Source organism: Sphingobium lactosutens (assembly GCF_013393185.1).
In the GTDB taxonomy this organism is placed as follows: Bacteria; Pseudomonadota; Alphaproteobacteria; order Sphingomonadales; family Sphingomonadaceae; genus Sphingobium; species Sphingobium lactosutens_A.
Genome location: NZ_QJQX01000013.1, coordinates 19,136 through 45,896, shown reverse-complemented (window position 1 = coordinate 45,896; position 26,761 = coordinate 19,136). Strand labels below are relative to the sequence as shown.

The 26,761-nt window shown below is 65.5% G+C and carries 25 protein-coding genes and 1 riboswitch; all 25 genes read left to right on the top strand.

The features are described from left to right. The first annotated feature begins 41 nt into the window (after positions 1-41). Positions 42-350, top strand: a complete 309-nt coding sequence (locus DM806_RS00650) for a hypothetical protein (RefSeq protein ID WP_179041353.1) — start codon at positions 42-44, stop codon at positions 348-350. A 20-nt stretch (positions 351-370) separates the two neighbouring features. Further along, positions 371-1,591 carry a GldG family protein gene (locus DM806_RS00645; RefSeq protein ID WP_256869017.1) on the top strand — a complete coding sequence of 407 codons (1,221 nt, stop codon included), beginning with the start codon at positions 371-373 and terminating at the stop codon, positions 1,589-1,591. A gap of 194 nt (positions 1,592-1,785) precedes the next feature. Beyond that, positions 1,786-2,286: a division/cell wall cluster transcriptional repressor MraZ gene (locus DM806_RS00640; RefSeq protein WP_179041352.1), complete on the top strand. Its 501-nt coding sequence runs from the start codon at positions 1,786-1,788 to the stop codon at positions 2,284-2,286. Continuing rightward, entirely contained in the window at positions 2,283-3,254 is a 972-nt protein-coding gene (rsmH, locus tag DM806_RS00635; protein ID WP_179041351.1) for a 16S rRNA (cytosine(1402)-N(4))-methyltransferase RsmH, read from the top strand. Before DM806_RS00640 ends, rsmH begins: the two co-directional genes overlap by 4 nt. Beyond that, positions 3,251-3,901, top strand: coding sequence for a colicin transporter (locus DM806_RS00630; RefSeq protein ID WP_179041350.1), 651 nt, complete (start codon positions 3,251-3,253; stop codon positions 3,899-3,901). The genes rsmH and DM806_RS00630 overlap by 4 nt, the downstream gene beginning before the upstream one ends. Position 3,902: 1 nt before the next feature. After that, positions 3,903-5,606 carry a peptidoglycan D,D-transpeptidase FtsI family protein gene (locus DM806_RS00625; RefSeq protein ID WP_179041349.1) on the top strand — a complete coding sequence of 568 codons (1,704 nt, stop codon included), beginning with the start codon at positions 3,903-3,905 and terminating at the stop codon, positions 5,604-5,606. Continuing rightward, complete coding sequence (locus tag DM806_RS00620) at positions 5,606-7,048, top strand: UDP-N-acetylmuramoyl-L-alanyl-D-glutamate--2,6-diaminopimelate ligase (protein ID WP_179041402.1); 1,443 nt, start codon at positions 5,606-5,608, stop codon at positions 7,046-7,048. Before DM806_RS00625 ends, DM806_RS00620 begins: the two co-directional genes overlap by 1 nt. Before the next feature lie 107 nt (positions 7,049-7,155). Beyond that, positions 7,156-8,547 (top strand): UDP-N-acetylmuramoyl-tripeptide--D-alanyl-D-alanine ligase, encoded by a 1,392-nt coding sequence (locus DM806_RS00615; protein WP_179041348.1) that lies wholly within the window; start codon positions 7,156-7,158, stop codon positions 8,545-8,547. Further along, positions 8,547-9,620, top strand: a complete 1,074-nt coding sequence (gene mraY, locus DM806_RS00610) for a phospho-N-acetylmuramoyl-pentapeptide-transferase (protein ID WP_179041347.1) — start codon at positions 8,547-8,549, stop codon at positions 9,618-9,620. Before DM806_RS00615 ends, mraY begins: the two co-directional genes overlap by 1 nt. A 4-nt stretch (positions 9,621-9,624) precedes the next feature. Then, positions 9,625-10,956: a UDP-N-acetylmuramoyl-L-alanine--D-glutamate ligase gene (gene murD / locus DM806_RS00605; RefSeq protein WP_179041346.1), complete on the top strand. Its 1,332-nt coding sequence runs from the start codon at positions 9,625-9,627 to the stop codon at positions 10,954-10,956. 39 nt (positions 10,957-10,995) lie between these two features. Next, the gene (locus tag DM806_RS00600; RefSeq protein WP_179041345.1) at positions 10,996-12,198 is read left to right on the top strand and encodes an FtsW/RodA/SpoVE family cell cycle protein; all 1,203 of its coding nucleotides are present in this window, start codon (positions 10,996-10,998) and stop codon (positions 12,196-12,198) included. After that, positions 12,195-13,376, top strand: a complete 1,182-nt coding sequence (gene murG, locus DM806_RS00595; protein ID WP_179041344.1) for an undecaprenyldiphospho-muramoylpentapeptide beta-N-acetylglucosaminyltransferase — start codon at positions 12,195-12,197, stop codon at positions 13,374-13,376. The genes DM806_RS00600 and murG overlap by 4 nt, the downstream gene beginning before the upstream one ends. After that, on the top strand, positions 13,373-14,800 hold the full coding sequence (gene murC / locus DM806_RS00590) for a UDP-N-acetylmuramate--L-alanine ligase (protein WP_179041343.1): 1,428 nt from the start codon (positions 13,373-13,375) through the stop codon (positions 14,798-14,800). The genes murG and murC overlap by 4 nt, the downstream gene beginning before the upstream one ends. Continuing rightward, the gene (locus DM806_RS00585; RefSeq protein ID WP_179041342.1) at positions 14,800-14,997 is read left to right on the top strand and encodes a hypothetical protein; all 198 of its coding nucleotides are present in this window, start codon (positions 14,800-14,802) and stop codon (positions 14,995-14,997) included. Before murC ends, DM806_RS00585 begins: the two co-directional genes overlap by 1 nt. Beyond that, complete coding sequence (gene murB, locus DM806_RS00580) at positions 14,994-15,893, top strand: UDP-N-acetylmuramate dehydrogenase (RefSeq protein ID WP_179041341.1); 900 nt, start codon at positions 14,994-14,996, stop codon at positions 15,891-15,893. Before DM806_RS00585 ends, murB begins: the two co-directional genes overlap by 4 nt. Continuing rightward, complete coding sequence (locus DM806_RS00575) at positions 15,890-16,381, top strand: DUF4262 domain-containing protein (protein ID WP_372859136.1); 492 nt, start codon at positions 15,890-15,892, stop codon at positions 16,379-16,381. The genes murB and DM806_RS00575 overlap by 4 nt, the downstream gene beginning before the upstream one ends. Next, positions 16,378-17,328, top strand: coding sequence for a D-alanine--D-alanine ligase (locus DM806_RS00570; RefSeq protein ID WP_179041340.1), 951 nt, complete (start codon positions 16,378-16,380; stop codon positions 17,326-17,328). The genes DM806_RS00575 and DM806_RS00570 overlap by 4 nt, the downstream gene beginning before the upstream one ends. Further along, positions 17,321-18,283: a cell division protein FtsQ/DivIB gene (locus DM806_RS00565; protein WP_179041339.1), complete on the top strand. Its 963-nt coding sequence runs from the start codon at positions 17,321-17,323 to the stop codon at positions 18,281-18,283. The genes DM806_RS00570 and DM806_RS00565 overlap by 8 nt, the downstream gene beginning before the upstream one ends. Positions 18,284-18,288: 5 nt before the next feature. Further along, positions 18,289-19,572 carry a cell division protein FtsA gene (ftsA, locus tag DM806_RS00560; RefSeq protein WP_179041338.1) on the top strand — a complete coding sequence of 428 codons (1,284 nt, stop codon included), beginning with the start codon at positions 18,289-18,291 and terminating at the stop codon, positions 19,570-19,572. A 108-nt stretch (positions 19,573-19,680) separates the two neighbouring features. Beyond that, complete coding sequence (ftsZ, locus tag DM806_RS00555; protein ID WP_179041337.1) at positions 19,681-21,135, top strand: cell division protein FtsZ; 1,455 nt, start codon at positions 19,681-19,683, stop codon at positions 21,133-21,135. Between the two features lie 222 nt (positions 21,136-21,357). Next, entirely contained in the window at positions 21,358-23,178 is a 1,821-nt protein-coding gene (locus DM806_RS00550; RefSeq protein ID WP_179041336.1) for a tetratricopeptide repeat protein, read from the top strand. 10 nt (positions 23,179-23,188) lie between these two features. Next, positions 23,189-24,349 carry a deoxyguanosinetriphosphate triphosphohydrolase gene (locus DM806_RS00545; protein WP_179041335.1) on the top strand — a complete coding sequence of 387 codons (1,161 nt, stop codon included), beginning with the start codon at positions 23,189-23,191 and terminating at the stop codon, positions 24,347-24,349. Between the two features lie 101 nt (positions 24,350-24,450). After that, a complete protein-coding gene (locus DM806_RS00540) occupies positions 24,451-24,747 on the top strand; it encodes a hypothetical protein (protein WP_179041334.1) in 297 nt (98 codons plus the stop codon). Between the two features lie 87 nt (positions 24,748-24,834). After that, positions 24,835-24,934: riboswitch (glycine riboswitch) on the top strand. Between the two features lie 178 nt (positions 24,935-25,112). Next, on the top strand, positions 25,113-26,276 hold the full coding sequence (gcvT, locus tag DM806_RS00535; RefSeq protein WP_179041333.1) for a glycine cleavage system aminomethyltransferase GcvT: 1,164 nt from the start codon (positions 25,113-25,115) through the stop codon (positions 26,274-26,276). A 107-nt stretch (positions 26,277-26,383) separates the two neighbouring features. Continuing rightward, positions 26,384-26,755 carry a glycine cleavage system protein GcvH gene (gene gcvH, locus DM806_RS00530; RefSeq protein ID WP_179041332.1) on the top strand — a complete coding sequence of 124 codons (372 nt, stop codon included), beginning with the start codon at positions 26,384-26,386 and terminating at the stop codon, positions 26,753-26,755. Positions 26,756-26,761: the final 6 nt, after the last annotated feature.

Below are 26,761 nucleotides of genomic sequence, written 5' to 3'. Positions count from 1 at the left end.
ACGCCGACACGGGTCGCGGCGAAGAGCATAAGAGCACGAATATGGCCGAGACACCCCGACGTCAGGAAGGGTTGCAGCGCGTCCAGATCGGTCTGACCGGGCTGGCCGGCGTCGTGCTGCTCGTGGGACTTGCCAATATCGTCATCGAAAAAGCGCGGATCGACGATGCCGCACTGCCGCCGCCGACCGTTCCCACGCTTACGACCAACGCCGTCTCGCCCAAGGAGCCGCTGGCGGAACTCGGCGTCCAGCCTGCGCCCGAACAGGCGCCGATCGTCCCCGATCTTCAACCCGATCCCAATCTCAACAAGCCCATGGATCGCGACCCCGCGCAGCAGCAGCCCCGCTGATCCGTGACACAGGGCAGGGGATGGACGCCATGATGGCGGCGCTGAAGCGATTCCTCTGGCTCTGGCTACCGATGCTGGCCGTGTTGCTGGCTGGGTTGGCACGTGCGTGGCGAACCGGGCAGGCCGATCCGTGGGACTGGGGAAGCGCTGCGTTCATGGTGGCGGTGGTGGTCGGCCTGTTGCTCGCGCGGCGTGGCTGGGCCGTGTTCGTCTGGGTGGCGCTGGGAGCGGCCGGGCCGGCGCTGATTTTCTGCGCACTGGTGGCGGGACGGATGCCGGATATGGCGGCGGCGGGATTGCTGGCACTTGCCTTGTCAGGGATTTTCGGGAGCGCATGGCTTCGCTCTCCTCCAATGGCCGTTGGTGTGCGAGGGCGTGTCGCCGGGATTTTCCTGCTCGCAATCGCTGCGTTGCTCTTCTGGTTCGGCCCTGCGCACCCCGTCGCACCCGTCCCCGATCGCCCGAAGCTCGCCATCCTCACCGCTTTACCGCTTTTCTGGGCGGGGCCGGGACAGGCTGGGACCGGTCCGCGCGACGCCCCGATCGTCACGCTGTTGCGCACCCGTTTTACTGTGGAACCGCTGGACGATCCTCGGCGCCTCGCCCGTTCGGGCGTGCGCAGGCTGCTCATCGCGCAGCCGCGCGCAATGGCGCCGGAGCAGTTCGTTGCGCTCGACGACTGGATTAGGGCGGGCGGCACGGCGCTGGTCCTGGCCGATCCGTTGCTACGCTGGCCCTCTGATCTGCCGCTGGGCGATCGTCGCCGCGCGCCATCAGCGAGCCTGCTCGCGCCGTTGCTCGATCATTGGGGCTTTGTTCCCGGCACGTTGGCGCATGGTGAAATCCGCCACGTCCTGCCCAATGGCCGCCTTGTCACCCTGTCGGGGGCGGCGATGGGCAGTGCCGTGCCGGAACGCAGACGGATTGGCCGAGGCGAAGCGATTCTGTTGGGGGATGCCGACCTGATCGACGACCGCCTTTGGCTTGCCGATCCCGCCCGGCCGCTCGACCCGCGCGCATGGGTTGCGGACACGCCCGCCCTTATCGCGCAATGGCTGGGCGCTCCGATCTCCGGCGAGCGTCGCTGGATGCGCGCGCCTGCCGACGTGATTCTGGGTCTGCGCTGGGCGATTCTAGCTGGGACAGGCTGGGCGATGTTGGGAGCGGTGCTCCTCATCAGGCAATTCACCGCAAAAAGGGCGGGAACAAAAAGCGAAAATCAGGACGAAAGGAGCCAGTAAACCGGCCTAACCCATTTTTGACCGGCTTTTCCCATCCTCTCCCGACATTTCCCCTTTCCACGCGGTCCCATGCTTGGTAGAAAAACCAGCATTGGGGTTCGTCAGGCTTTGTGCAGTCCTGTGCGTCGGATGGTCTCTTCGCGATTCCGGCGAAGGGCGGCCTGCGTCCCGGACAAAAGGGGCCTGTTTCCAGCGTGTCGGACGTCATTCTCTATTCGGGCAACGCGTTCAGCGTCGCGGACGGCAAGGGCCGTTTCGTGCTGCCCCTGGAGATGCGCAAGCTGGTCAAGCAGGCCAGCGGCGGCGAAAATCGCCTGTGCCTGTCCGTCCATTTCGACAATGGTTGCGCCACCGGTTTCGGCCTGTCCCACAAACAGTTTCTGTTCGAGGAAGTCGAGAAGCTGGAGCGCCAGGCCTATGAGTCCGGGCGCGACTTCAACGCCGATCTGGAGCGCGAGAATCGCCTCGGCACGATCGAGGACGTGAATTTCGATGATGGCGGCCGTTTCTTCCTGCACCCCGATATCAAGGAAGAAGCCGGCATCACCGATACGGTCTTCTTCTACGGCGTCGGCCGTTACTTCCAGTTGTGGAAGCCCGAAGCGCTGGTCGAAAGCCCTGATCGTCCGGCCCTGATCCGCAACAAGGTCAAGCGCTGGCTCGACGCCCGCGCGGCGGAAGGGGCGACGAAGTGAGCGACGCAGCCACCGCGCCCCACATCCCCGTCCTGATCGACGAAGTGCTCGACGCCCTCGCCATCGACCCCGGCGAGATCCATGTCGACGGCACCTTCGGCGCGGGCGGCTATTCCAGCGCCATGGCCCGCGCCGGCGCGCGCGTCTTCGCCTTCGATCGCGACCCCGATGCGATCCGCGAAGGGCAGGCGGTTGCCGACGCGCATGGCATCACACTCATCCCCGGCGAATTCTCCCGCATGGCGGAGCTGCTGGCGGAGCGCGGCATCGAAAAGGTGTCGGGCATCACGCTCGACATCGGCGTGTCGTCGATGCAGCTCGACCGGGCGGAGCGCGGCTTTTCCTTCCAGTCGGACGGTCCGCTCACCATGACGATGAGCCAGGACGGCATGAGTGCCGCCGATTTCCTCAACTCCGCCCCGGAAGAGGATATCGCCAACGTCATCTATCGCTATGGCGACGAACCCAAGTCGCGCCGTGTCGCCCGCGCCATCGTGGAGGCGCGCCCGCTGGAGCGCACCGGCCAGCTCGCCGCCGTGGTCCGCAAGGCGCTGGGCCACAAGCCGCACGACAAGAAAGACCCCGCGACCCGCACCTTCCAAGCGATCCGCATCCATGTGAACCGCGAGCTGGAAGAGCTGGAGCTGGCGCTCGACGCGGCCGAGGCGCTGCTGGAGGACGGCGGTCGCCTGGCGATCGTGACCTTCCACAGCCTCGAGGACCGCATCGTCAAACAGTTCCTCCGCAAGCGCAGCGGCGGCGAAGGGGCGGGGTCGCGGCATCTGCCCGAGCGCGCCGCCGGCGCTGCGCCGACCTTCGCCAAGCCCGCCAAGGCGATGCGCCCCGGCGAGGCGGAACTGGCGCGCAACCCCCGCGCCCGGTCCGCCACGCTGCGCAGTGCTGTCCGCACATCTGCCCCCGCCCATTCGCCATCTCCCGATTTTTCTGGCCGGAGTGCCCGCTCATGATCGCCGTCAAGAGGTTGCAGAGCCTGATCTGGGTGATCCTCGTCGCGCTGGGCGCGCTCGGCGCCTATATGGTGTCGCTCAAGGTCGCGACCGAGCGCAACGACCTGATGCGCGTGCGCGCGCAGATCGCGGCGGCGAAGGCGGACATTCGCTATCTGGAGACGGAATTCAGCGCGCGCGCGTCGATGCGCCAGCTGGAAAGCTGGAACCAGCATGACTTTCTGTATGCCACGCCCACCGCGCAGCAATATCTGGCGGGCGAACGGGCGCTGGCGCAACTGGACGGCGTACAACCCAATGGTCCCGACTATGTCGCGCCGCCGGTGATGGTGGCGATGGTCGAAAGCCCGGCCGACCTGCCCTCCGCCCCGCAAAAGGCGCCGGAAAGCCCGGCCGCGACTCAGATCCGCAGCGACATCGCGGTTATCCGTGAGGCGCATGCCGCCGACAATGTCGAAAAGCTGCCCAAGCCCACCAAGCCGACCCCGGTGCAGCAGGCCAAGGCCGACGCCGATGTGTCGAAGCCCAATCCGATCGCGCGCAAGGCGGAACGGATGGCGATGCTGGATGCCAAGCTGCTGGACGACAGCACGCTGGGCGACCTGACCGCGAAGGCGGCTCGCGAACGGCGGAAGGGAGCGCGCTGATATGGCCACGATCATCGTCCAGCCGGGCGGGCCACGGGCGAACAAGCAGCGGGTCAACCTGACCGCCATTGCCCATAACCGGTTGATGCTGCTGCTCATCCTGTTTCTGGCAATCACGACCGTATTGATCGGCCGGCTCCTGTGGGTCGGCATTTTTGCGCATGGGGCGGGCGGCGACGGTTCGCTCGGCGCGTTCGTGCCGGCGCGCGCGGATATCGTCGATCGCAACGGCGTGCCGCTGGCGCGGACGATGGACGCCTATTCGATCGCGGTGCGCCCGTCGAAGCTGATCGGCGACCCGACCGAACTGGCGCGCAAGCTCAACGAAATCTTCCCCGACGAAAGCGAAGCGGCCTTCCGCAAGAAGCTGACCGGCCGGGGCTGGGCCTATCTGCGCCGCCGTGCGCTGCCCGAGCAAGTGGCGGCGGTGAACGCGCTGGGCGAGATCGGTATCGAATTTCCGCGTGAGAAGGAGCGCCTCTATCCGCAGCGCACGCTGGCGGCGCATGTGCTGGGCTTCGCCCCTAATGGCGAGGGCGCAGGCGGTATGGGCGTGGAGGCGGCCTTCAACGACCGGCTGACCGATGCGGCGCAGCGCAGCAAGCCCTTCGCCCTGTCGATTGACAGCCGGGTGCAGGGTGCATTGGAAAGCGAACTATACGCTCAGCTGGTGCAGACGCGGGCCAAGGGCGCGGGCGGCATCATTCTGGACGCGAACACTGGCGAGATCATCGCCATGGCGTCCATTCCGGTCTTCGATCCCAACAAATTACAAAATTACGCTGGCAAAAGGTGCAGCGAATCGCCGCTCTGCAACCATATGGTGCAGGCCCGCTATGAGCTTGGCTCCGCCTTCAAGCCGCTGTCGATCGCGGCCGCCATGGATGCGGGCGTCGTGACGTCGATGAGCAAGCGCTATGACGCGACCGCGCCGCTGGCCGTCGCGGGCTTCCGCATCAAGGACGACCACTCGCTCGGCCGCTGGCTCAACGTGCCGGAAATTCTGGTGCATAGCTCCAACATCGGTACTGCGCGCATCGCCGACGAAATGGGGGCGGAGCCGTTGCAGAAGCTGTTTCGCAGCCTCGATTTCGACCAGCGCGCGCCGATCGAATTCAACGAACGCGCCGCCGGCCTGTGGCCGTCCAGCTGGGGGCGAATCACCAGCATGACGACTTCCTACGGCCATGGCATCGCGGTGACGCCGCTGCATCTCGCGGCCGCCTATGCCGCGCTGGTCAATGGCGGCATCTGGCGTCCGACCACCGTCCGCAAGCTTGGCCCCGACGATGTGCCGGAGGGGCGCCGGGTCTTTTCGGCCGCTACGAGCGCGCGGATGCGGCAACTGTTGCGGATGATCGTGTCGGCGGGTACAGGGCGGAGTGCCGACGCCAAGGGATTCCGGGTGGGAGGCAAGACGGGTTCGGCCGAAAAGCCCCAGGAAGGGCGCTACAACAAGACTTCGCTGGTGACGACTTTCGCTTCTGCCTTCCCGATGGACAATCCCCGCTATGTCGTGGTCGCGATCATGGACGAGGCGACGGGCCAATATGGCCTGCGCACCGCCGCATGGACCGCCGCGCCGGTGGTGAAGCGGGTCATCGAACGGACCGGGCCGATGCTGGGCGTGATGCCGGACGAACGGCGGGACGTCGATATTTCGGATTTGATGCCGCTGCTGCACGGCGACAAGGAGAAAGAATGATGCGCCTCGGGTCGCTAATCGAGGAGCTGGACGTCGAGGTCGGTGGCAACACCGGCCTCGACACGTCCGTTACGGGCTTCGCGATCGACAATCGCAAGGTTGCACCGGGTACCGTGTTCGGCGCCTTCCAGGGGCTGCGCGTCAATGGTGAGGATTATATCCCCGAAGCGGTGAAGGCCGGTGCCGTCGCCGTGGTCGCCCGTCCCGAAGCGAAGGTGGAGGGCGCGATCCATATCGCCGATGCCAATCCCCGTCGCCTCTTCGCGCAGATGGCGGCGCGCTATTTCGCGCCTTTCCCTGACGTGACCGTTGCCGTCACCGGCACCAACGGCAAGACCAGCACGGTCGAACTCGCTCGCCAGCTGTGGCGGATGCTGGGCCATAAGTCCGCATCGATCGGCACGCTGGGCGTCACCACCGCGGTCGATCAGGTGTCGACGGGCCTGACCACGCCCGACATTGTCACCTTCCTTGCCAACATGTCGGGCCTCAAGCGCGAGGGCATCACCCATGCCGCGTTCGAAGCCTCCAGCCATGGCCTCGACCAGTATCGCACCGAAGGCCTGCCGGTGCTGGCCGGCGCCTTCACCAACCTGTCGCGCGACCATCTCGACTATCATGGCGACATGGACAGCTATTTCGACGCCAAGATGCGGCTGTTCGACGAGGTCGTCGCGCCGCATGGCAGCGCCGTCATCTGGGCCGATGACTTATGGTCGGACAAGGTTATCCAGCGGGCTACGAAGCGGGGGCTTCGTGTGCTGAGCGTCGGGGTGCAGGGGGAGGCATTGCGCCTTGCCAACCGCACCCCGACCCAGTTGGGCCAGACGCTGGAGGTCGTCGCCGATAGCAAGACATATAAGGTCAATCTGCCGCTGATCGGCGCCTATCAGGCCGCCAATGCGCTGACCGCAGCGGGCCTCGTCATCGCTACCGGCGGGGACACGGCCAAGGTGCTGGAACTGCTCGGACGGGTGCAGCCGGTACGTGGCCGGCTGGAGCGTGCGGTCATCAGCAAGGCGGGCGCGCCCGTCTATGTCGACTATGCCCACACGCCCGACGGTCTGCGCGCGGCGATCGAGGCGCTGCGTCCCCATACCAGGGGCCGTCTCATCACCCTGTTCGGCGCGGGCGGCGATCGTGACGCCGGCAAGCGGCCGCTGATGGGCAAGGTCGCGGCTGAACTGTCCGACCATGTGATCGTCACCGATGACAATCCGCGTTCCGAAGAACCGTCCGCCATTCGCGCCGCCGTGCTGGCGGGCGCGCCGGAAGCGGAAGAGATTGGCGGCCGCCGCGCCGCCATCGCCGCCGCCATCGGCCGCGCGGGCGCGGACGATATCGTGCTGCTCGCGGGCAAGGGTCATGAGCAGGGCCAGATCATCGGCGATCGCGTGCTGCCCTTCGACGACGTCACGGTCGCCCGGGAGTGCGCGGGTTGAATAAGGAAAACTTCCACCAACCTCCATTCGCCCTGAGCTTGTCGAAGGCCGCGCGCGTGCTTCGACAGGCTCGGCACGAACGGATGTTTATGCAGGGGGAACGGTAAATGACCGACCTCTGGACCTCCGAGGAAATCGCCCAGGCCACAGGCGGCGCCGTGTCGGCGCCGTTCGCCGTTTCGGGCGTCGCCTTTGACAGCCGCGAAGTGGGGCAGGGCGACCTGTTCGTCGCGATGAAGGGCGAGACCACCGACGGCCACAAATTTATCGACAAGGCTTTCGGGCAAGGTGCGGCGGGGGCAATCGTCAGCGAAGCCGTCGCCCATCCCCATATATTGGTGCCCGACAGCGCCGCCGCGCTCGAAGCGCTGGGCAAGGCGTCGCGCAAGCGCATGAACGGAAAGGTGATCGGCGTCACCGGATCGGTCGGCAAGACCGGTACCAAGGAAGCGCTTTTCCATGCGCTGGACCGTGCCGCGCCGGGTCAGGTGCATCGTTCGGTCAAGAGCTACAACAACCATGTCGGCGTGCCGCTGAGCCTGTCGCGCATGCCGCGCGACTTGGCCTATGGCGTGTTCGAAATGGGCATGAACCATGCCGGGGAGCTGTCCGCGCTGACGCGGCAGGTCCGTCCCCATGTCGCGATCGTCACCGCCATCGCGCCCGCTCATATCGAATTTTTCGGCACGGAGGCGAAGATCGCCGAGGCCAAGGCGGAGATTTTCGAGGGGCTGGAACCGGGCGGCACCGCCATCATCCCCTATGACAGCCCGCATGTCGCCACGCTCTACAGCAAGGCGGAGCGTCATGCCGACCGCATCCTGACCTTCGGCATGAGTACGGAGGCGGATATTCACGCGCTGGAGACGATCGCAGCGCCCGGCGGCGGCACGCTCGTCACGGCCAAGCTGCCCGAAGCAGAACTCTGCTTCACCGTCGCTGCGCCCGGCGACCATTGGGTGTCCAACGCGCTGGCGGTGCTGGCCGCGGTCGAGGCGGTCGGCGGCGATCTGGCGGCGGCTGGCCTGGCGCTGGCCGAAATGCCGGGCCTGCCCGGACGTGGCGAGCGGCGTATCCTGCCCGTGGTTGGCGGTGAAGCGCTGCTGATCGACGAAAGCTACAATGCGAACCCGCTGTCGATGGCGGCGACGCTCAAACAGCTGGGCCGCGAACATGCCGACCGGCGCATCGCCATCCTTGGCGGGATGCGCGAGCTGGGCGACCGTAGCGCCGAACTCCATTCCGGGCTGGCTGACCCGATGGCGGCCGGGCAGGTCGATTTTGCCATTCTCGTCGGCGCGGAAATGGCGCCGCTGGCCGACGCGCTGGATGGCACGATCCCCTACGCCCATGTCCCCGACACGGCGACGGCCATCCCCCTCATCCAAACCGAAATGCGTGCGGGCGACGCGATCCTGGTCAAGGGCTCCAACGGCGTCGGGTTGTCGCGCCTTGTCGCTGCCCTGGCGCAGGCCGCCCGCGACGGAGACAAGAACTAATGTTGTACTGGCTGGCCGAAACCCTCGATTTCGCAGGGGTCTTCAACCTCATCCGCTACCTGTCCTTCCGCGCCGGCGCGGCGATCGCGACGGCGCTGATCATCGGCCTGCTGATCGGTCCGAAATTCATCGGCTGGCTGCGCATCCGTCAAGGCAAGGGGCAGCCGATCCGCACCGACGGCCCGCAAAGCCATCTGGCGAAGCGCGGCACACCCACCATGGGCGGCCTGATGATCCTCACCTCCATGGTCATTTCGGTGCTGCTGTGGATGGACCTCAGCTCCATCTATGTCTGGGCCTGTCTGTTCGTGACGCTGGGTTTTGGCGCGATCGGCTTCCTCGACGATTATGACAAGGTGACGAAGGCCAGCCACAAGGGGCTGTCGGCCAAGATGCGCCTGGCCTTCGAATTTCTGATCGCGGGCGTCGCGGCGTGGATGATCGTCCACCAGCATGGCAATACCGCGCTCTACGTGCCCTTCTACAATGGTCCGGCGATCGAGCTTGGGCCTTTCTATTTCTGCTTCGCCGCCTTCGTCATCGTCGCGTTCGGCAATGCGGTGAACCTGACCGACGGTCTTGACGGCCTAGCCACCATGCCGGTCATCATCGCCTGCATGGCCTTCATGGCGATCGTCTACCTCGTCGGCCGCGCTGATTTTGCCCAATATCTGGGCATTCCGCATGTGCCGGGCGCGGGCAACCTCACCATATTGTGCGGCGCGATCATCGGCGCGGGTTTGGCCTTCCTCTGGTTCAACGCGCCGCCTGCCGCCGTTTTCATGGGCGACACCGGGTCGCTGGCGCTGGGCGGCACGATTGGCGTCATCGCCGTCACCGCTCATCACGAAATCGTGCTGGGGATCATCGGCGGCCTCTTCGTCGTGGAGGCGATGAGCGTCATCATCCAGGTCTTCTTCTACAAGCGCACCGGCAAGCGCGTGTTCAAGATGGCCCCCATCCATCACCATTTCGAGCAGCTGGGCTGGGCCGAGCCGACCGTGGTGATCCGTTTCTGGATCATCGCCTTCGTGCTGGCGCTCGCCGGTCTCGCTACCCTGAAGCTGAGGTAAGCGCATGATCGTTTCGGAAGCGTTCAAGGGCAATACTTATGCGGTTCTCGGGCTGGCGCGCTCGGGTCTGGCCACGGTCGACACGCTGGTGGCGAGCGGCGCCCGCGTCGTCGCCTGGGACAATCGCGAGGAAGCGCGCGGCCAAGTCGAGGGCAAGGCCGAGATCGGCGACCCGATGGAAATCGACCTTGTCGGTTTCGACGGCATCGTCGTGTCGCCGGGCGTGCCGCTGAACAAGCATCCGATCGCGATGCGCGCCAAGCTGGCCGGCGTACCGATCATCGGCGACATCGAACTGTTCGCGCTCGCCCGTCCGACGCTGCCGCCGCACAAGGTGGTCGGCATCACCGGCACCAACGGCAAGTCGACCACCACGGCGCTGATCCATCATATCATCGAGCAGGCGGGCTATCCCACGGTCATGGGCGGCAATATCGGCCTGCCGATCCTCAGCCAGCCGCCGCTGGAGCCGAACCTGCATGGCGTGGGCGTCTATGTGCTGGAACTGTCCAGCTACCAGATCGACCTGACCCACAGCCTCGACTGCGATGTCGCTGTGCTGCTCAACATTACGCCGGACCATCTCGACCGCTATGATGGGTTTGAGGGATATGTCGCGTCGAAAGCGCGGCTGTTCGCTATGCAATCGGCCGGGCACAAGGCGGTCATTGCAGTGGAAGATGAACCGAGCCGTTCAATATCAGATCAAATTTGCGCTGCGAAAGGTACGCCAGCAGATATCATTGAGGTCGTTGCGGCCGAAGTTGATGCGATCGAGCAGCTTGGATGGCCTGCGCTTCAAGGGCCGCATAATGCGCAAAATGCAGCGGTTGCAATGGTAACGGCTGATGTGCTCGGCATTGATCCAGTCACGACCAAAACCGCCCTCGCCAGCTATGCCTCGCTGCCGCATCGCATGCAGCGCGTGCGCGAACATAATGGCGTTCTCTACGTCAACGACAGTAAGGCGACCAACGCCGCCTCGACCGCGCCCGCGATCGCGGCATGGCCCGCCATCGACGGCAAGCCCCGCATCCACTGGATTTTGGGCGGCGTCGCCAAGTCCGACAATCTGGACGAATGCGTCCCTCATTATGGCAATATCGCGCACGCCTACACTATCGGCGAAGCGGGCCATATGTTCGCCGATCTGCTGCGCCCGCATATGGCGGTGGATGACAGCGAAATGCTATCGGCCGCCGTCCGGCGCGCGGCGCGCATCGCCCAGCCGGGCGATGTCGTGCTGCTGTCGCCGGCCTGCGCCAGTTTCGACCAGTTTCGCGACTTCGAGGCGCGCGGCGATGCCTTCGCTGCGGCCGTGAACGCGTTAGAATAGAAAGGCCTTGGGGCGGCGATGAGCAAGAAGGGGTCAGGCATGTCCAGGGCTGGCGAACTGGTGAAGGGTTTCCGCACCCGCACGGTTCCGCGTGAACGGACGGCGCTCGCCATCTGGTTCTGGGAAATCGACCGCGTCCTGCTGTCGCTGATCGTCGCGTTGATGGCGATCGGGCTGGTCGCCGTCGCCGCCGCGTCGCCCGTCGCCGCGATCGACCGGTCGACCGCGCAGGTCGCGGTCAACCCGCTCATCTATTTCTATCGCCAGCTGATGTGGGTCTTCATCGGCCTGCCGATCATGCTTGTCATCTCCATGCTGCCCCGGCCGCAGGCGCGGCGGCTGGCGATCTTCATGTGCGCCTTCTTCTTCCTGATGCTGCTGTTCGTGCCCTTGCTCGGATCGACGGTGAATGGCGCCAAGCGGTGGATCGACCTGCCGGGCTTCCGTTTCCAGCCGTCCGAGTTCCTGAAGCCCGCCTATGTGGTGACGCTGGCCTGGCTGCTGTCGCTGCGCACCAAGGACCAGAATCTGCCCGTCATGCAGTTGACCGGGGCGATGACGCTGCTGATCGCGGCGATCCTGATGCGCCAGCCGGATTTCGGCCAGACCGTGATCTTCCTCGCCTGCTGGGGTTGCCTGCTGCTGCTGTCGGGGCTGGAGATGCGCTGGATCGCGATGCTGGGCGGTGCCGGCCTCGCTGGGCTGGTCGGCGTATACATGTTTTACGAAAATGGCCGGCAGCGCATCAACGACTTTCTCGGCATCGGCGTGCAGATGGATACCGGGCCGGATCAGACCGACCTCGCCTTCCGCACCATCACTCATGGCGGTTTCACCGGCGTCGGGCCGGGCGGGGGGCAGAACAAGTTCCGCCTGCCCGAAGCGCATACCGACTATATCTTCTCGGTGATCGGGGAGGAGTTCGGCCTGCTCGCCTGCATCGCCATCGCCTGCGTCTACCTCGCCATCGTGGTGCGCGTGCTGCTGCGCCTGCTGGACGAGGAGGATAATTTCACGATCCTCGCCGCCGCCGGCCTCACCACCCAGTTCGGGTTGCAGGCGATCATCAACATGGGCGTCAATGCGCAGATTTTTCCGTCGAAGGGCATGACGCTGCCCTTTATCAGCTACGGTGGCTCCTCTATGCTGGCGCTTTGTATCGGCGTCGGCCTGCTGCTCGCATTCACGCGGCGCAACCCCTTCATGGGTCGGCACACGGTCGTCAAATGGAGTGGTCGATGAGCATTTCCCGTCACTTCGTCCTCGCCGCCGGCGGGACGGGGGGTCATATGATTCCAGCCCATGCGGTTGCCGAGGAACTGATGGCGCGCGGTCATCATGTCGCGCTCGTCACCGATGAGCGGGGTGCGAAGATTCCCGGCATCTTCGACAAGGCGCCGGAAAATCGGGCGCAAGTCCATGTCATGCCCGCTGGCCGCATGACCAAGAATCCAGCAAGCTGGCCGGGTGCTGCGAAGGCGATCCTCGCCGGCCGCGCCATGGCCCGCCGCCTCAATGAGACGTTCCGTCCGACCGCCGTGGTCGGCTTCGGCGGCTATCCCGCCATGCCCGCGCTGCTGGGCGCGCTGGCGGACGGCATCCCGACTGCGATCCATGAGCAGAATGCCGTGCTGGGGCGCGTCAACCGCATCCTTTCCGGCCGCGTCGACGCCATCGCCACGGCCTATCCCGATGTCCAGCGCCTCAAGAGCGCCTATGCGTCCAAGGTGCATCTGGTCGGCAATCCGGTGCGTGAAGAAGTCAAGCAATTGCGTGAGGAGGATTTCCCCGCGCTGACCGATGAAAGCGTCTTCCGCGTGTTGGTGATCGGCGGCAGCCAGGGCGCGACGGTGCTATCCAGCGTCGTTCCCGAAGGGCTGTCTATGCTGCCGATCGCGCTGCGCCGCCGCCTTCAGGTGACGCAGCAGTGCCGCGCCGAAGATATCGAGCGCGTGCGCAAACTTTACGCGGAGATGGAAATCCCCGCCGACCTCGCCACTTACTTCAACGACGTGCCCGAAAAGCTGGGCTGGTCGCATCTGGTGATCGCGCGCGCGGGCGCTTCGACGCTGGCGGAACTCACCTGCGCGGGCCGCCCCGCGATCCTGATCCCGCTGCCCAGCGCGATGGACGACCACCAGACCGCCAATGCCAGGGAAATGACCGAGGCCGGCGGCGCGCGCACCATTCCGCAGGCGCGCTTCACCGCCGTCGAACTCGCCAAGCAGATGCAGAAGATGGCGCTCGAACCCGGCGCGCTCCAGAATGCCGCCAAGCGTGCGCGCAACTGCGGCCGCCCCGACGCCGCGCGCGACATGGCCGACCTGCTCGAAAGCATCGGTAAGGCGCCGATCATGAATGACCCGATCAAGGTCGGCCCGACGCCGACCAGCCTCAATCTCCAGGGAGTTCCCGCATGAAGGGTGTCGGCACCGACATCGGCACGATCCATTTCATCGGCATCGGCGGCATCGGCATGTCCGGTATCGCCGAAGTGATGCATAATCTGGGGTACAGCGTGCAAGGGTCCGACGTGGCCGAAGGCTATGTCGTGGAAGGGCTGCGCAAGAAGGGCATCAAGGTGATGATCGGCCACAAGGCCGAAAATCTGGGCGATGCCGCTGTGGTCGTGACCTCCACCGCGATCAAGCGCGGCAACCCGGAGGTCGAACTGGCGCTGGAAACCCGCATCCCCGTGATCCGCCGCGCCGAAATGCTGGCTGAACTGATGCGCCTCAAATCGACCGTCGCGGTCGCGGGCACCCATGGCAAGACCACAACCACCTCCATGGTTGCGGCGCTGCTCGACGCGGGCGGGGTCGATCCGACCGTCATCAACGGTGGCATCATCAACAGCTACGGTTCCAACGCGCGCCTCGGCAACAGCGACTGGATGGTCGTGGAAGCCGATGAGAGCGACGGCAGCTTCCTGCGCCTCGACGGCACGATCGCGGTCGTCACCAATATCGATCCGGAGCATCTGGACCATTATGGCAGCTTCGACCGGGTGAAGGACGCGTTTGTCGAATTCGTCGGCAATGTGCCCTTCTACGGCGCGGCGATGCTCTGCCTCGATCATCCCGAAGTTCAGGCCATCCTGCCGCGCGTGCAGGACCGCCGCATCGTAACCTATGGCTTCTCGGCGCAGGCCGATATTCGCGGCGAAAATGTCCAGCCGATTCCGGGCGGCAACCGTTTCGACGTGCAGATCCGCGAGCGCGACGGTTCGATCCGCCGGATCGAGGGGATCGAGATGCCGATGCCCGGCCGCCACAATGTGCTGAACGCCATGGCCGCCATCGGCGTCGCGCTCCAGATGGGCATCGAGGACGCGACCATCCAGACCGGCTTTGCCAAGTTCGGCGGCGTGAAGCGCCGCTTCACCAAGGTTGGCGAGATCGCGGTCGCGGGCGGCATTGCCACTGTCATCGACGATTATGGCCACCATCCGGTCGAGATCAAGGCGGTGCTCGCCGCTGCGCGCGAAGGCGCGAAAGGCCGCGTCATCGCCGTGGTCCAGCCGCACCGCTTCACCCGCCTGCGCGACCTGATGGACGAATTCCAACAGGCCTTCAACGACGCCGACATGGTCTATGCCGCCCCGGTCTATACGGCGGGCGAACAGCCGATCGAGGGTGTGGACAGCGCGGCGCTGGTCGCCGGCCTCAAGCGGCGCGGCCATCGCCATGCCTCGACCGTCACCGACGCGGAGGATCTGGCCGCCGTGATCGCCGCCGACATCCAGCCCGACGACATGGTCATCTGCCTCGGCGCGGGCGACATCACCAAATGGGCGGCGGGCCTTGCCGCTGCCGTTACCGACAGGTTGAAGGAAACCGCCTGATGTTCGAGCTGTTTGCCGTCGGCCTGGAAATGCAGAAGCGCATGATCGACGCCCAGATGCAGGGCGTGGAGGTCGCGCGTGACATGGTGGAGGCGGCGCAGCGCCAGGTCGAAACCGGCATGGCGGCAGCGCAGGCCAATGAAGCGGGCCTGAAGGCGGTGAAGAGCTGGATGAACCTCTGGGGCATCCGCTCTTGACCGGTGCGACGACCCTTCCGGCCGTTCGCGGCACGCTCAAGGCCGACGCGCCGCTGGCCCCGCTCGTCTGGTTCAAGGCGGGCGGCGCGGCGCAATGGCTGTTCGAGCCGAAGGATGCGGACGATCTGTCCGCTTTCCTTCGTGATCTCGATCCGTCGGTGCCGGTCATGGCGCTCGGCCTCGGCTCAAACCTCATCGTTCGCGACGGCGGCGTGCCGGGCGTGGTCGTGCGGCTGGGCAAGCCCTTCGCGAGGGTGGAAAGCCTCGACGCCACTACGCTCGTCTGCGGCGGCGGCGCGTCGGGCATCCTCGTGTCCTCGACCGCGCGCGACGCGGGCATATCAGGCCTGGAATTCCTCCGCTCCATCCCCGGCACGGTCGGGGGCTTCGTACGGATGAACGGCGGCGCCTATGGCCGCGAGACGTGCGATATCCTGATCGAATGCGACGTCGTGTTGCGTTCGGGCGAGCGGGTGACGCTGTCCAATTCTGATCTCGGTTACACTTACCGCCACTCGACCCTGCCCGAAGGCGCGGTCGTGGTGTCGGCGACCTTCCGCGGCCATCCCGGCGAACCCGCCGCCATCCAGGCCGAAATGGACCGCATCGCCGCCGCGCGCGAGGAAAGCCAGCCGCTGCGCAGCAAGACCGGCGGCTCCACCTTCAAGAACCCGGACGGCCACAAGGCATGGGCGCTGGTGGACGAAGCAGGCTGTCGCGGGCTGCAACTGGGCGGCGCGCAGGTGAGCGAGAAGCACACCAACTTCCTGCTCAACACCGGCGACGCCACCAGCGCCAACATCGAAGCGCTGGGCGAGGAAGTCCGCCGCCGCGTGAAGGCCAAGAGCGGCGTCGAACTGGAATGGGAAATCCAGCGCGTGGGGGTGCCGAAGTGACGGACCGCTCTCTGACCGATTATGAAATGCGCATTGTTGCAGATGTTCGCGATCATGGATGCCATGTGGTGTCGGTTTTTGATCCGGAGGACGACGCTAAGTCCTTCGCTTATTCAGTGGGATTTTGGGAAAGCATCGATCAACAAGAAGTCATCATTCTTGGTCTTCCTTCGCAAATGGGCGTTTTCGCCGTCAATGAGGTCTACCGGCAGTGTGAAGGCGGACTGATGCTGACCGATGGACAGCGCATTGACGGCTTGTTTGAAGAGTTCGATGTGACCTGCATGGCTCGATCGGTCGACAAGCGGTATCTGCTCCCGGAATATCTAAATTCGGCGCTCTGGTATCACAACTGGCGAACCGGGAAGTCGCTCAACGCAGCCTATCAATTGGTTTGGACCTACGAGGGGCTGTGGCCCTGGGATGAGGGGGCGCCTGCCGAACTCCTCGAAGATCAGCCTTTACTCTATTCGGGGATACTCCATTGACTCTTAAACCGCTTCATGTCGCCGTCCTGATGGGCGGCTGGTCGGCGGAGCGGCCGGTGTCGCTGTCGAGCGGGGAAGGCGTCGCCAAGGCGCTGGAATCGCGCGGGCATCGGGTCACGCGGATCGACATGGATCGCGATGTCGCCGCGCGCCTTGCCGAAACGAAGGCGGACGTTATCTTCAACGCGCTCCACGGCGTCCCCGGCGAAGACGGCACGGTGCAGGGCATGATGGACCTGATGGGTCTCACCTACACCCATAGCGGCCTCGCCACCTCGGTCATCGCGATCGACAAGCAACTGACCAAGCAGGCGCTGGTGCCGCACGGCATCCCCATGCCCGGCGGCCATATCGTGGCGAGCGAAAGCCTCTTCACCGCCGACCCGTTGCCGCGCCCCTATGTGCTGAAACCCGTCAATGAGGGCAGCTCTGTCGGCGTCGCCATCGTCACGGCAGAGGGCAATTATGGCAATCCCATCGCCCGCGACAGCGTCGGTCCCTGGCAGGATTTCCCCGAACTGCTCGCCGAACCCTATATTCGCGGCCGCGAACTGACGACCGCTGTGCTGGGCGACGAGGCTTTGCTCGTCACCGAACTGCGGCCCAAGAGCGGTTTCTACGATTTCGACGCCAAATATACCGACGGCATGACCGAACATGTCTGCCCCGCCGACATTCCGGCCGAAATCAGCGAAGCGTGCAAGGCGATCGCGCTGCGCGCCCATCAGTTGCTGGGATGCAATGGCGCGTCGCGCGCCGATTTCCGCTGGGACGACAATCTGGGCGTGGAAGGGCTGTTTCTGCTGGAGGTCAATACCCAGCCGGGTATGACGCCGCTCAGCCTGGTCCCCGAACAGGCGGCGAAACTCGGCATTGACTATGCGACGCTGGTGGAGACTATTGTCGAGGAGGCGCTGAACCGCGCCGGGGGGCACAAGGATGGCTGAGGCACGGATCAGGCGCGGCGGCACCGCGCGGCTGAGCAGCGCGAAGGGCAGGGCGACGAAAGGCGGCCGTGGCCGCGCGCTCAAGCGCCGTAGCTGGGTCGATCAGCTCATCGAATATCTCCCCGTCAGCGAAGCCACGCTCCAGCGCATGGCCAGCTGGACGATCGTTGCGATCGTCGGCGGCCTCGTCATCGCCATCGCCATCTTCATGGGCCTGCCCGGGATGGCGCGGCAGCAGGCGGCGGATATCGCTGCCCGCGCCGGTTTCGAGGTCGAGAAGGTCGAGGTGCGCGGCGTCGAGCGGATGGACGAACTGCCCGTCTACAATATCGCGCTGGGCCAGGTGGACCGTTCCATGCTCTCGCTCGACCTGCCCAGGGTGCGGGACGAGATGCTGAAGCTCGGCTGGGTCAAGGATGCGCGTATTTCCCGCCGCCTGCCCGACACGCTGGTCGTCGACATTGTCGAGCGTGACCCGGTGGCGGTGTGGCAGCATGAAGGGCAGCTGCACCTGATCGACGTGCAGGGCGTGGTGCTCCAGTCGGTGTCGGCCGGGGCCATGCCCGACCTGCCGCTCGTTGTCGGTCCCAACGCCAATCTCCAGACCGCCGGCCTCAACAAGCTGATGGAGAATGCGCCCGCGCTTAAGCCTATGCTGGCCGGCGCGACCTGGGTCGGGAACCGTCGCTGGGACTTGCGCTTTCAGTCGGGCGAGACGCTCTCCCTGCCGGAGGGCGACAAGGATTCGGCCTCCGCCCTCGTGAATTTCGCGCGGATGGATGGGGTCAACCGCCTGCTGGGCCGGGGGATCGTCAAGTTCGATATGCGCGATCCCGACCGTTTCGTCCTGCGCCTGCCGCAGGGCCGGGTCGAGGAAAAGCCCACCGATGCCGCGGCGGCGGAAACGGCTAAGGCGCCGGCCGCCAATATGCCGGCCGACGGCGAGGAAGGCTAAGGTCCATGGCACAGCCCAAGGTCGAAAAGCTCATTACCGCGATCGACATTGGCTCCTGGAAAGTGTCGGCGCTGATCGCAGGTCGCACCGACACCGGCGAACTCGCGATCCTGGGAACCGGCCAGCGCGAGAGCCGGGGCGTGCGCCGCGGCTTCATCGCCGACATGGAGCGGACCGAACTCGCCGTACGCGAGACGGTGGAGCAGGCCGAGCGCGTCGCCGGCACCAATATCGAGGATGTCTGGGTCAGCTTCTCGGGCGGCAGTCTCGTCAGCGACGTCGTCACGGTCGAGCGCGACATGGGCGGCTATCGCGTCGAGCAGCCCGATATCGACGATCTGCTGACCACCGGCCAGCAGGGTATCGACCCGGACGGCCGCATCGTCCTTCATGCCCAGCCGACCTGCTTCACCATCAACGGCAAGGTGCCGGTGAAGAAGCCGCTCGGCATGCATGCCGACCTGCTCGGCGTCGACATCCACGTCGTGCTGGCGGATGGCGCGCCGCTCGCCAATCTCGACCTGTGCGTGCGCGGCGCCTATCTCAACGTCAATTCGATCGTCGCCGCGCCGATCGCGACCGGCCTTGCCTGTCTGTCGGAGGAGGAACGCGACCTTGGCGTTGCGCTGGTGGAAATAGGCGCGGGTGTCACTAACGTCTCGCTCTATGCAGGCGGCATGCTGGTCGGCCTCCATTCCATCCCGTTCGGCGCATCGGACATTACCGACGATATCGCTTCCGCCTTCGGCATCCGCCGCAGTCAGGCGGAACGGATCAAGTGCTTCTACGGTTCTGCGATGCAGAATCCCCGCGATTTCCGCGAGATGATCGAAATTGCGCCACCCCATGGCGAAGTGGCGGTGCCGGGTCAGGCCGCCGGTCCCAATGCGGAAGGGGGCAAGATCACCCGCGCCGCATTGGTCGGGGTCATCTGCGAACGGCTGAACCAGATCATGACCGAAGTGAACGCCGCGCTGGCCGGCATGGGCTTCAATTCCACCGGTCGTCAGGTCGTGCTGACTGGCGGCGGCGCGGAAATGAAGGGCATTGCCGACTATGCGCAGGGCGCTTTGGGGCGAGCCGTGCGGATCGGGCGGCCAAGGGGCTTGTCCGCCATGCCCGAAGCGCATAGTGGGCCGGCTTTCGCGACATTGGCGGGACTGGCGCTTTATGGCGCTTCCAACCCGGTTGATCTCCGCACGATGGCGCCTGCGCCGCAGACCGTGCATCGTCTCGGCGCGCCCCTATGGTGGCAGCGCATGATGCGCGCCATGCGGACCAACTATTGAGATGAATTACTGCGAAGACGAAAATAGCTGGTGAAATCCTCTATTTTCTGGTGTTAACAAATGATGACGGTGTCGCTTCCTGACGAGGAAGCTGAGGGAGCAATATTTATGAGCATTGAGATCAGCCCGCCTCATGTGGACGAACTGAAGCCGCGCATTGCGGTAATCGGCGTCGGCGGCGCGGGCGGCAATGCCATCGCGAACATGATCGCCGCCTCGGTCGAGGGCGTGGACTTCATCGTGGCCAATACGGACGCGCAGGCGCTGAATAGCTCGCCGGCCGAACGCCGTATCCAGCTTGGCCCGCAGATTACCGAAGGCCTGGGCGCCGGATCGCGCCCCGAAATCGGCAAGGCGGCTGCTGAAGAAACCATCGCATCGGTCGAACAGGCGCTCGACGGCGCGCATATGTGCTTCATCACCGCCGGCATGGGCGGCGGCACCGGCACCGGCGCGGCCCCCGTCATTGCCAAGGCCGCGCGTGATCGCGGCATCCTGACCGTCGGCGTCGTGACCAAGCCCTTCACCTTCGAGGGCAATCGCCGCATGAAGTCGGCCGAAAGCGGCATCGAGGAGCTTCAGAAGCATGTCGATACGCTGATCGTCATCCCGAACCAGAATCTGTTCCTGATCGCTAACCCGAACACGACCTTCAAGGAAGCGTTCCAGATGGCGGACGAGGTGCTGCAGCAGGGCGTGCGGTCGATCACCGACCTCATGATCATGCCGGGCCTCATCAACCTCGACTTTGCCGACGTTCGCTCGGTTATGGGCGAAATGGGCAAGGCGATGATGGGCACCGGCGAAGCCGAAGGCGACGGCCGTGCGCTTCAGGCCGCCGAAAAGGCGATCGCCAACCCGCTGCTCGATGGCGTGTCGATGCGCGGCGCGAAGGGCGTTATCGTCTCGATCGTCGGTGGCGACGACATGCGCCTGATGGAAGTCGACGAAGCCGCCAACCATATTCGCGAACTGGTCGATCCGGACGCGAACATCATCTGGGGTTCGGCCTTCAACGACGGCCTCAACGGCAAGATCCGCGTGTCGGTGGTCGCCACCGGCATCGACAGCGAAATCGGCAATCATGCCGCTCCGCTGACGCAGCCTTTCAGCTTCGCCAGCCGCCCGGCCGTTGCCGTGCCGCAGACGTCCGCCGCGCCGCGCCCGGTGGCCGCCGCGCCGGTACCGCCGCAGCCGACGCCTGCACCGGCTCCGGCCCCAGCGCCCGAACCGGAAACGCTGGAACTGGACGTGCCCGCCGCGCCTGCGCCCGCACCGGTCGAGAAACCTGCGCCCGCCAGCTTTGCTCCGGCCAAGCCGGCCGCCGTCTTCTCGGACGAAGGTCCGGATCAGGACGAGCTGGTGCTGGGCGCCGACAGCGCCGAGGCAACGGCTCCCGCGCCGGCCGCTCCGGCCCAGCCCGCGCCGCGCGTCGCCACCGGCGGCACGCTGTTCGAACGCATGGCGGGCCTGACCCGTGGCAGCGACAAGGGGCAGGCTTCGGACGAGGGCACGCCGGGCGTCGATATTCCGCGCTTCCTCAACCGTCAGAGCAACCAGTAAGCAGCCGCGGCGCGGTCAGGCCGCGCCCCGGCTCATAAAAGCGCGCCACCGACCGCCCGGAGCGGTCCGGCGCGCTTTTTTATTGCGTCAATTTGCCATTCACGCCGGATCGGTTAAGGCGGTCATGTGATAAAATCTCTTTCCTGGATCCTCGCCTCCACCGTCTCCGTCGGAGGCCTGCTTCTCGCTGGTCCAACCCAAGCCCAGACCGATCAGGCCCAGATGAGCCGGCCGCTGGGCGCCGCCGATCTCAACAGCAATTTGTCCCGGCTCGCGACCAATCCCAAGGATGTCTCCGCGCTGATCGGGGCGGGGGAGGCGGCGCTGGCGCTGGACGATCCCCATGGTGCGGCTGGTTTCTTCGCCCGCGCCGACGCGATCGAAAGCGGCAATGGCCGGATCAAGGCTGGTCTCGCGCGGGTGATGCTCAAATTGCAGAACCCGACCGAAGCGGTCCGTCTTTTCGACCAGGCTTCCCGCCTCGGCTATCCCGACACGACGATCCTAGCCGATCGTGGCCTTGCACGCGACATGACTGGCGATCAGGCCGGAGCGCAGCGCGACTATCATACCGCGCTCGCCCGGACGCCCGAGGATGCGGAACTGATCCGTCGCTATGCCGCGTCGCTCGGCATATCGGGCCAGGTTCAGGCGGCCGACAAGATATTGGAGCCGCTACTCTACAAGAGCGACCGCGCCGCATGGCGCTATCGCGCCTTCATCTACGCGATGAACAACCGGCAGGCGGATGCAAAGAAGCTCGCCGACCAGACCATGCCGGCACAACTGGCCACGGCGATCGTGCCCTATATGCAGAAAATGCCCTATCTGACGGCCCCGCAAAAGGCAGCAGCGGTGCATTTCGGACAATTCCCGCAGACGACCGGCACGACCATCGCCGCGATCATCCCGACGCCACCCGCGCCCGGTATCATGGTCACGCCGAAGACTCCCACCGTCGTCGCCGCGGCGCCGCCGACGACCGCTCCGCCGGCCCAGGCCAGGCCACTGAGCCGCGCCGAGCAGCGCCGCCAGCAGCGCGAGGCCGCGCGCATCGCCCGCGCGCAGGGCCTGCCGCCCGCCCGCACGACGCCATCCGCCCAGCGCCCGCCGCTCCCCACTACGCGCCCGCCGCAGGTCGCGCAGGCGACCCAGCCCATGCAGCCGCCAGCATCGCGACCGATCCCCTCCACGCCGGCTGCTGCGACGCCGCAAACCGCGCTGTCGACACCCGCCAACCAGCCTGCCGCGCCCTCCCCATCGGTGCAGGGGCCGCCGGCGCCCGGTTTCGAATCGATCGACAGCCCGCCGCATCGGACCCCGCCGCCTTCCAACGCCGGGTCGCAGCTCAACGCGATCGCGCTGGCCCAGGCGGGAACGCCGGCCGTGCCGCCGGCCCCGCAAACGGCTGCACCGACGCCGGCTCCGCCAGCAACTCAGCCTGCCGCCCCGGACTCCGCGCCACAGTCGGTCCAGCCCGTTACCCCTATCGCGCCGTCGCCTAATCCCGAGGCGACCCGCACGCTGGCCGACATCATCCGCGCGATCGACGTTCCCGAAGCCGAACGCCAGCCGACCGTCGCTGCCGTCGACCTGAACGAGGTCGCCGCGCTTCAGGCCCAGCGTCGCGCCGAACGGCAGGCCGCAGCCAAGGTTGCCGCCGAAAAGGCGAAGGCCGACAAGGCCAAGAAGGATGCCGCTGCCAAGGCCAAGGCGGAAGCCGATGCCAAGGCGAAGGCCGAAGCGGAAGAAAAGAAGCGCCTAGCCGCCAACCCCGCGCGCAACTGGCTCCAGGTCGGCGTCGGCCAGAGCAAGGGCGCACTCGGCTTCACCATGAAGGGGTTGCGCAAGAAATATGCGCTCCTGTCCCATCAGGATGGCTGGAGCGCCAGCTGGGGCCGCACCAACCGCCTGCTCGTCGGCCCCTTCGCCAGCTTCACCCGCGCGAAACAGCTGGAAACCGACCTGAAGAAGGACGGCGCCGACGTATTCGCATGGAAAAGCGACGCGGGAGAGGTGGTCGAGAAGCTGGCGGGGGAGTAAGAGGCGGCGCATGACGACGCTCGCTTCCTATGCCTGCCATCCCGCCGCCAGTCGCGGCCGCCTTCATGCCGAGCCGGGCGGAGAGATGCGCGGGCCGCGCGATGTGTTCCAGCGTGACCGCGACCGCATCATCCATTCGATCGCCTTCCGCCGGCTGCGCCACAAGACTCAGGTGTTCGTGTCGCCCGACGGCGATCATTTCCGCGTCCGCCTGACCCACAGCCTGGAGGTTGCGCAGATCGGCCGCACCACGGCGCGGACGCTGGGCCTCAACGAGGATCTGACCGAGGCGCTCTGCCTCGCCCATGATATCGGCCATCCGCCCTTCGGCCATGCGGGCGAGGATGCGCTGGAGGTCGCGCTCGACGATCATGGCGGCTTCGATCACAATGCCCATACGCTGCGCACGCTGATGCTGCTCGAAAGCCCTTATCCCCGTTTCCGGGGACTGAACCTCAGCTGGGAAATGCTGGAGGGTCTGGCCAAGCATAATGGCCCGATCGCCAATCCCGGCTGGGCAATGCGCGAGCTGGATGCGCTCTACCCGTTCGACCTGACCAGCCATGCCTCGCTGGAGGCGCAGCTGGCGGCGATTTCCGACGATATCGCCTATGACAATCACGACATCGATGATGGCCTGCGCGCGGGGCTGCTGACGCTCGATCAATTGCTGGAGGTGCCGCTGGTGCAGGGCTGCTGGGACCGGGTGCGCGCCCGCTATCCCGACGTGCCGGCCGATCGGCTGCTGCGCGAACTGGTGCGCGAGCAGATCGGCGTCATGGCCAACGACCTGATCGACGCGACCCGGCGCAACATCGCGGAATCTGGCGTCGAGACGGTCGCGGATGTCCGCGCGCTTGGCCGGACGCTGGTCGCCTTCTCGCCGGAACTGGAACAGCAGGAGCGCGACCTCAAGCGCTTCATGTATGCAACCCTCTACCACCATCCCGACCAGCTGGCCGCCGCCGACCGGGCGAGGGTGATCGTCACCGACCTGTTCCGCGCCTATCAGGCCGATCCCGCGCTGATGCCGGAGGAATGGCGTGACGATTGCGCGCTGGAGGAACCGACCCGCAGCCGCCACATTGCGGATTTCATCGCCGGCATGACCGACCGCTATGCGGAGAAGCGCCATGCGGAGATTTACGGGCGGGTGACGGAGGAGGCGTAAGCACACCACCTCCGTTCGTTTCGAATGGACTTCGCCATCAGAAACGATCCGTTCCCCGACCCGTGCTTGCCGCCGTGCAACACTCGGCATAGCCATTGTCCATGGCACTTCATCCCCAGATCGCGGCCTTTGCCGCCCAGCTCGACGATCTTTCCCGTCTGCTCCGCTCGCATGGCGACCGCCTCTGGTCGGACCGGATCGACCTGATCCACCGCATGATCGCGGACTCCAATTTCAACGGGATCGAGCGCTTCCTGGCGCTGTTCGAGGGGGAGGCGAGTTTCGCCGCCTTCACGCTGGGCGACGTGAAAGCGGACAGCGAACTGGACAGTTGCCGCGCCGCTGCCCGCGCCATGGCGCAGCGCCTTGCGAAAGAAGAGCAATCCGATCGAGCATGATGCCGGGCCGCCCGGTGGCATAAGAGCGATTGACGCGCCCTGTCCTTTGACGCAATGCGCAAAGTGTCTCCGGCGGATTCGTCCGCCGGGCACGATGCGGGAGAGCATGGGAAGCCTTTGAGGCCACCCCGTCGCCGAAGGAGCAACCGCCCCGGAATCTCTCAGGCCAAAGGACCGCATCGCGCGCAAGGCACTCTGGAAAGCGGACGTTTTTTCCGTCCCACCGAAGGGGTAAGCCATGTGGCCGCACGGTCGCTGGTCAAAGCTCTCAGGTTCCGTGACAGAGGGGGTGGCAGTTGTAACAGGTCCGACTCCGGGCCTGTTTATGCTGTCGCTACCAACCTCCTGCACGGAAAGGCCGCATCATGTCCGGCATCGACGACGTCACCCATCTCGAAGAAGAACTGCCGTTGCAGGAACTGCCGCTGGATGCCTGGCACCGCGCCCGTGGCGCGCGCATGGTCGGCTTCGCCGGCTATCATATGCCGATCCAGTATGAAGGCATCATGGCCGAACATACATGGACCCGCGAACATGCCGGCCTGTTCGATGTCAGCCATATGGGCCAGATCGCCTTTTCCGACGAGAGCGACGGCAAGGCCGTGGACGAAGCGCTCGAACATCTTCTTCCCAGTGATATCAAGGGGCTGAAGCCGTTCCGCCAGCGTTATTCGATGCTGCTCGATGAAGAAGGCGGCATCCTCGACGACCTGATGGTTTCGCGGCCCGGTGACGGGGCGTTCGACGGCGCGGCCATCTACATGGTCGTCAACGGCGCGACCAAATATGACGATATGGGCTGGATGATCGAGCATCTGCCCGACGAAGTCGTGATGAATCACATGGACGAGCAGGCGTTGCTCGCCTTGCAAGGCCCGGAAGCGGGCGAGGCGCTGGCCGCGCTCATCCCCGAAACCGCCGACCTTGTCTTCATGCAGTCGGGTGCGTTCAACTGGCGCGGCGTTCCGCTGTGGATCAGTCGTTCGGGCTATACCGGCGAGGACGGGTTCGAGATCAGCGTGCCGGCCGCGGACGTCACCCTGCTGGCGGACGCGCTGTGCGACCTGCCGCAGGTGAAGCCGATCGGCCTTGGCGCGCGCGATTCGCTGCGTCTGGAGGCGGGCCTGCCGCTCTACGGCCATGACCTGACGCCCGCCGTCAGCACCATCGGCGCGGACCTGGGCTTCGCCATCCAGAAGCGCCGCCGCGAGGAAGGCGGCTTCATCGGCCATGCCCGCGTGATGAAGGAACTGGCCGATGGTCCCGGCTCCAAGCGTGTCGGCCTCAAGATCGAAGGCCGCCTGCCCGCCCGCGAAGGCGCGCAAATCTATGCCGGCGGCGCGCAGGTGGGCGAAGTCACGTCGGGCGGTTTCGCGCCGTCCGTGGGCGCGCCGATCGCCATGGGCTGGGTCAGCCTGCCGCACAGCGCGGAAGGAACCGCGCTCGAAATCGAGGTGCGTGGGCGTCGGATCGCCGCCACCGTTGCGCCGATGCCGTTCGTTCCGCATCGTTACCGCCGCAAGGCCTGAGTTTTTTCATCCTTTCCGACTTTTTGTCGGTCATGATTTTCAAGCAAATCACAGAGTTTTATTTGAGTCGTGATTTTCAAGCAGATCACTCCGAGGGGAGAATTTAGATGAGCCGTTATTTTACCGACGAACATGAATGGATCGACGTTGCGGGCGACATCGCCACCGTCGGCATCACCGACTATGCGCAGGAACAGCTGGGCGACATCGTGTTCGTGGAACTGCCCGCCGAAGGCACGACCTTCGAAAAGGGCGACGACGCCGCTGTGGTGGAATCGGTCAAGGCCGCGTCCGACGTCTATGCCCCGATTTCGGGCGAAGTCGTCGAGAGCAACAGCGCGCTGGAAGACGAGCCTGCCCTCGTCAACAGCGACGCCGAGGAAGATGGCTGGTTCTTCAAGCTGCGCATCGCCGATGCCAGCGAGCTGGAAGGCCTGATGAACGAAGCCGCCTACAAGAAGTTCGTGGCGAGCCTCTAAGCAAAA